Source organism: Acinetobacter sp. YT-02, from assembly GCF_002412355.1.
Classification (GTDB): Bacteria; Pseudomonadota; Gammaproteobacteria; order Pseudomonadales; family Moraxellaceae; genus Acinetobacter; species Acinetobacter towneri.
In genome coordinates this window covers 1-5582 of the sequence record NZ_NOZT01000081.1, presented here as the reverse complement: position 1 = coordinate 5582, position 5582 = coordinate 1, and the positions used below count along the sequence as shown (strand labels likewise).

Annotated in this window: 6 protein-coding genes; 4 read left to right on the top strand and 2 right to left on the bottom strand. The window is 37.7% G+C overall.

The features are described from left to right. Window positions 1-966 precede the first annotated feature (966 nt). The 4 genes from CF596_RS14120 to CF596_RS14105 are packed head-to-tail and all read left to right on the top strand — an operon-like array spanning window position 967 to window position 3214. On the top strand, window positions 967-1842 hold the full coding sequence (locus CF596_RS14120; protein ID WP_143228708.1) for a hypothetical protein: 876 nt from the start codon (window positions 967-969) through the stop codon (window positions 1840-1842). A gap of 37 nt (window positions 1843-1879) precedes the next feature. Beyond that, complete coding sequence (locus CF596_RS14115; protein WP_143228707.1) at window positions 1880-2320, top strand: class IIb bacteriocin, lactobin A/cerein 7B family; 441 nt, start codon at window positions 1880-1882, stop codon at window positions 2318-2320. A 4-nt stretch (window positions 2321-2324) separates the two neighbouring features. After that, on the top strand, window positions 2325-2588 hold the full coding sequence (locus CF596_RS14110) for a hypothetical protein (protein WP_096902838.1): 264 nt from the start codon (window positions 2325-2327) through the stop codon (window positions 2586-2588). Window positions 2589-2590: 2 nt separating this feature from the next. Continuing rightward, on the top strand, window positions 2591-3214 hold the full coding sequence (locus CF596_RS14105; RefSeq protein ID WP_096902837.1) for a C39 family peptidase: 624 nt from the start codon (window positions 2591-2593) through the stop codon (window positions 3212-3214). Window positions 3215-3255: 41 nt separating this feature from the next. On the opposite strand, the gene CF596_RS14100 is transcribed toward CF596_RS14105, so the two are convergent. Further along, on the bottom strand, window positions 3256-5049 hold the full coding sequence (locus CF596_RS14100) for a relaxase/mobilization nuclease domain-containing protein (RefSeq protein WP_242439174.1): 1794 nt from the start codon (window positions 5047-5049) through the stop codon (window positions 3256-3258). Window positions 5050-5060: 11 nt separating this feature from the next. Beyond that, window positions 5061-5468: a plasmid mobilization relaxosome protein MobC gene (mobC, locus tag CF596_RS14095; protein ID WP_096902836.1), complete on the bottom strand. Its 408-nt coding sequence runs from the start codon at window positions 5466-5468 to the stop codon at window positions 5061-5063. Window positions 5469-5582: the final 114 nt, after the last annotated feature.

The window sequence follows — 5582 nt, the reverse complement described above, 5'->3', positions numbered from 1 at the left end:
GCTTTTCGGGTGTATCGGGGGTGAAGCCCCTGATCAAGGTCACAGACTATCACTGTTTAACGAAGTTAAATAGGGGTAGCTGTGTATCCTTGCTTATTTAAAAATGGACAGAATTGTTATGTAATAATTAAATCAAATGACACGGTATATAAACTCTAAGAAGTATTGGCATGAATCTTGTAAAACAAAGGCGCTCAACTCTTTCTCACCGTCCCCCCATCCCTCGCTTTGCTCGGGCTGATGGTGAACGTTGAGAGAGTTTCGGCAATACTTTCCCTAAGGGTCGATGATTTAAAATCAACGTCCCTTAAGTATTGCCGATTAACCTGTAATTGGGCTGACGGAGCCACGCATCGGTCGTATCCGCACATGGTGTTGCAAACACCATGCAGACAAGGACTAAAGGTTGTGCACCTTCTCCCACGCGCTCCCTGTCGAAGTATGGCGATATCTCTGCGAGGATTGCTCCAACATGCAATTTAACCGACCGATACAACTACTTCCAACGCTCCGCCTATGTGAGATCCCCTGTAAGCGGTTTAGCCTTGCGACTATCGCTACGATGCACCAGTGACACTTATTCCCTCCACATGCACCGCATATCAACCTAAAAAGGATGCACAGGAGTAGATAAAGCTCGACCGTTAGGTGCTTATTTGATGATTTAAACTGCTGAATTAACGAAGGACTTCAAATTGAGGCTTGTCAAACTGTTCTAATTCTTTAAAATAGATAGTGGTACTAGCCTTTAAGGTGAATATCAGTACGAGTTGGAAGCTCTGCCGATCTTTCGTTAATTGATGTTGGAAGCATCAAATAACTGTACCCTCTGAATTTAAAGGAAAACCCCTCTGTGTTGCAAGATGCAGAGGGGTTTTTCTTTAAAAATATTTTTTTATTGACCAAGTTACCTCTTTTACGATAAAAAACGAGATTTTATACAATAAAAATAGGACTTAGATTAAATTGAAAAGACTTATTGGCTTATGTACTTTATGCTTTTTCCAGCTATCCCATGCAGATCTTCCTTTAACGGTTGAAAATTTAATTTCAGACAAAGGTAGATTCACAACAGAGTTAGGCATGATCTATGGTAATAGTAAAATTAATGATACTAAATTAGGCGGCTACGTTCCTGTACAGGTTTCAGAGTCTTCTTTTATTAATATTCCAACCAATATAAATAATGAACAACTTCAGAATGAATATTTAGTTACAACATTAGGGCTTAAGTATGGACTAATGAAAGACTTAGATATTAGCCTACGTACTAATTTTCTTTACACATCAAATCGCCCCTTAAATATAAATTCCAATCAAGAATCTCAAAAATATACTGATGTCTCTGATGTTACTATTGGATTAAATTATCAACTCCTACAAGATTCAAAATATCCAGCATTAGTTGCTTTTTTGGAAACATCTATTCTTGAAAAAAATAAAAAAGAAAGTTCAAATTTTTCTAGCTGGAGTACTGGGGTTACAACTTATCGCTCTTACGATCCAATAGTTCTTTCCCTAACTACTGGATATAAGCATAATCTTAAAAGAAATATAAATACTGAAGGGGAATATAAACCTGCCGATCTATTTTTCTTCAACCCTCAAATTGCATTTTCTGCAAATGATCGTATTTCATTAATTGCAGGATTAACGTTTAAAGCCCTTAATGAACAAAAAATAAATAGTATAGTAGTTGAGAAAAAAAGAAATAATATAGATTATAACTTTGGCGTTGGATTGGGGTTAGACAATAAATCAAATCTAAATATACAAACAACCATTCATCAAGATTTCAATAATTCACATGATATTCGTTTGAATTATAGTAGAAAGTTCTGATATAACCTAACATCAACAATAAAATACGGGTAACAAAATGAAAACATTAATCACGACAATAGCTTTATCTACAACAATGATCACAACCCAAGTAATGGCAGAACAGCCAATACAAGCATCAGACAATACAGCTGATTTAAGCACTATCTTTGAATCATCTCATGTTGAAAAGATTCAAGCTTTGGAATTATCGAATCAAGAAATGAAAGATACTCAAGGTGCTCTTGCTCCATGGGTAATTGGTGGTGCTGTTGGTGGTTTATCTGGGGGAGCCATGTATTCATATGGTGTTTGGAAAGGGAACTATCAATGGAATACTAATAGATTTTTAGGGAATGTTGGCACTGGAGCCGTAATTGGTGGAACCTTTGGAGCTGCTGGGGCAGCCGCAGGTGGAGGTCTAAGTGCTGGTGCTAACATCTGGAGAGTAAATAGTTTCTCCACAAACTTTGGCGCCAACTCTATTTGGCGTCGTTAAATATATGTTTGAGCTAATTGGTAGCTTAGTAGAGGCTGTAGCAGGGTATGTTGCCGCCTCTATATCTAAGAATGGTAAAGTATCTAAAAAAAGAATCTTATATATTGCTATATCTACTGGTTCCATATTTTTTATAGGATTTAGTATTTACAACTTAATTTCTAGTGAAAATAATTGGATATATGAATTGCTTCTATTTTCACTAGCTTTATCATTTTTAACATATTTATTAATTTTAGCATTGGCTAAGTTAGCTAAGAACAAGTGAATATGAAAAATTTTTTTTTAATTTTACTTTTTTTTTCAAAATTTGCTTATTCATCACCTATTTATATTAATAACTACAACTATGACATTAAGATTAAATCATGGAAAGAAATCCGAGATAAAAATATAGTGAAGCAAGACTTAGACTTCTCTTGTGGTGCAGCATCCATTGCAACCTTACTTAATGGTTATTACAACCAAAGAACAACAGAACAACAAGTCCTCAAAATTATGGACAAAGGTGATCTAATAGCATCTTTTGATGATATGCAGAAAGCCTTAAATACATTAGGTTTTGAAGCAAAAGGCTATGCCGTATCTTTAGAAACTTTAAAGAAGCTAAAAATTCCCGTAATTGCATATATCAAACATCGTAAAAATGACCACTTCACTGTAATTTCAGGAATTAATGATCATTTTGTACGTGTATCAGATCCGTCACTAGGTCAAAGAATTCTAAACATTCACCAGTTCAAAAATATGTGGGAAACCCGTTCGGATAAACACTTAAAAGGCAAAGTTCTGATTATCCTTCCAAAAGACGAATCAATTAACTTCAATTTTTTCACAAAAGAAATAACATCCCCGACTCTTCAATCAATAAAATTTTTAGCATCTCAACATTAATTCAATTTTTCTATTTTGCCCCAAATAAGATACAACTGAGATCATCTATCGAAATCCATGCCTCGATCCTGCTTAGGTCGAGGTTTCTCAATTTCTTTTTTTTGTTCCTTTATCTGAATGATATTTTTTTCAATATCTCGGATGTTTCGAGTAAATTCTGCTGAGCTTTGGTCACTTGTGACGAGACTGTATTCTGTACGCTCGAGATTTTCTCTAGTAATTCTCTGTTGTTCGCTGTAATCCTGTTCATCTCTTGGACTTTTCCATTGATCTGCTCGGTATAGTTCGCTGTACTGCGTTCTAGCTCGTGAAGTTGCTTCTGTATTGCCGATAATGATTTCTGTGTTTGCTGTAAGCTCTGCTGATCGCTCTCGATTGCCTTTGACTGCGCTGACAAGGCTTGGATAATCTTGGTTTGCATTGTGTCTAAAGCTTGCTGTTGCTTCTGCAATTGCGATTGTTGTTGCAGTAATTGTTGCTGTTGTTCTTCGATGATTCTCAATAATTGTGTTTCTAATTCGGTCATCGTTTAGTACCCCATTGGAATCATGTAACCGTTCTGCCATTCCCCTGCATTCTTGTTGATCTGAATACAGAGACGTTGTGCTTTGCTGTCTGGTCGCTTGCATGTGCTGATCATCAAACTGCCCCCTGATCGGTTCAAATGGTCGACCCTCATTTGCTTCTCGTTGATCACTGTATTTAGCGTCTGCATCTCGCTGTACTTGTTTTTGGTGACAAGACCAAGCGAGAAAATCGCTATAAGCAAAATAACTGCTGCTGAAATCAGTCCCATATTCAAAATAGTAAGTTTTTTCTGTACCGCTTGATTCTGGGCTTGCTGTTCTTGGCTCTGTATTTGCTCGTTTAATTGCGTTAAATGGCTCAATTTCGATTGCAGCAAGGCTTGATACTGGTTTAACTGTTTCTCGACCGTCTGAGCACTGTTTTGAATGCTCTGGGCTATTTTCTCGTCCGACTGTTGAATAGCGGTCGCAGTGATATTGGCTCTTGTGTTCAAGCTGTCTCTGATAGTCTGCGACGTTTGCTCGATACCGCTCAGAAGTTGTTCCTCTGTATTCTTCAATTCGTTGTTGTACTTCTTGTCGATATTCGCCAGTAGCTCTAAAGCCTTGCTCATAAATCTCGCCCTCTAAACGGATGGGACGTTTTGCGCCCTCATACGGGTTTTCAATGGATATGGAGTTTTTTACTTGTCGAGTGACATTGATTTGATTCGATTCAAGCCATTGCACCAATTCTTGCCGATCGGCAACTTCCCCATTGGCAACCGCTCGGTAAACACGTTGATGTAACTGCGCTTTAAAATCCTTAATATCTTTGGGTAGATTCTTTTTATTTAAAAATAATTGGCGATGAGCAGGATCATCGGGGTCATACAGTGAATGTTCGGTATTGGTGATCTGCTTAAATAGATCGACGCGATCTAAATCGACTGGCGCATAGAATGGCTGTAGGCGTTTGCCTGTTGAAAGCTCAACATTGGGAATCACAAAATTTAGCTCGAGCCGTGTCTCGCCTGTGTCCTGATTAATTTTGTCTTGGTGCTGTACCCATAGGATTTGATACTGGTCTTGATCAAGACCTGGGAAAAGACATTGCTCAAAATTTTGCATGATCTGCTGTTTATCTTGGTTAGATAAATCATGCTCGTAAAAAGACAAACAACCACTAGTATATTTTTTGGCAAAAGGACTGCTATCAATCAATTGCGCTGTTAGCTCTACATCACCACTTAAAACCCTGTGCATGTTCTCGCTCTCGATCTTCACCCAATAAATAATCAAGACAACCTTTTGACAAACCTGAACCATGTCGAAAAAAATCAACGATCATCTGGACGTAACTCCCGAAGCTGCTGATCTATGGAAATCAACAAATGAAGTAACTTCACTTTGTCAAAAGTACCTACCCCTGCAATATCGGTATTCACTGCTTTAGCAATCTGATTCACATTGTTGCCAGTCCGACTAAGTTCTAAAATTAACGCTCGCTCTGTCTTGCTATACGAAGATTCAACGACCTTTGTGGCTTTAATTTTCTGGTCATCTTCTGCTTTGGAATTATGAATTTTAGTCGCTTTCTCTACTGCTGCTTGTCTAAGCAACTTTGCAATCGAACCATAAGGATTATTGGAATCGAGCAATTGATATTCTGATTCTGAAAGTCTGACTTTAAAGGTTCGTTCTCGAACTGCTTTACTCTGTTTGTTTTCTTGTTCCTGTCCTGACATTTCAATCTACCCTGCTTTGGCTTTTGTAAGCTTTAAAAAAGCTTTTCGGGGGTATCGGGGGTGAAGCCCCTGATCAAGGTCACAGACTATCACTGTTTAACGAAGTTAAATAGG

What these genes read in the sequence shown, in the direction of transcription:
- mobC (WP_096902836.1), bottom strand. Translation starts at nt 5,468, where the DNA reads ATGTCAGGACAGGAACAAGAAAACAAACAGAGTAAAGCAGTTCGAGAA.
- CF596_RS14100 (WP_242439174.1), bottom strand. Translation starts at nt 5,049, where the DNA reads ATGGTTCAGGTTTGTCAAAAGGTTGTCTTGATTATTTATTGGGTGAAG.
- CF596_RS14110 (WP_096902838.1), top strand. Translation starts at nt 2,325, where the DNA reads ATGTTTGAGCTAATTGGTAGCTTAGTAGAGGCTGTAGCAGGGTATGTT.
- CF596_RS14105 (WP_096902837.1), top strand. Translation starts at nt 2,591, where the DNA reads ATGAAAAATTTTTTTTTAATTTTACTTTTTTTTTCAAAATTTGCTTAT.
- CF596_RS14115 (WP_143228707.1), top strand. Translation starts at nt 1,880, where the DNA reads ATGAAAACATTAATCACGACAATAGCTTTATCTACAACAATGATCACA.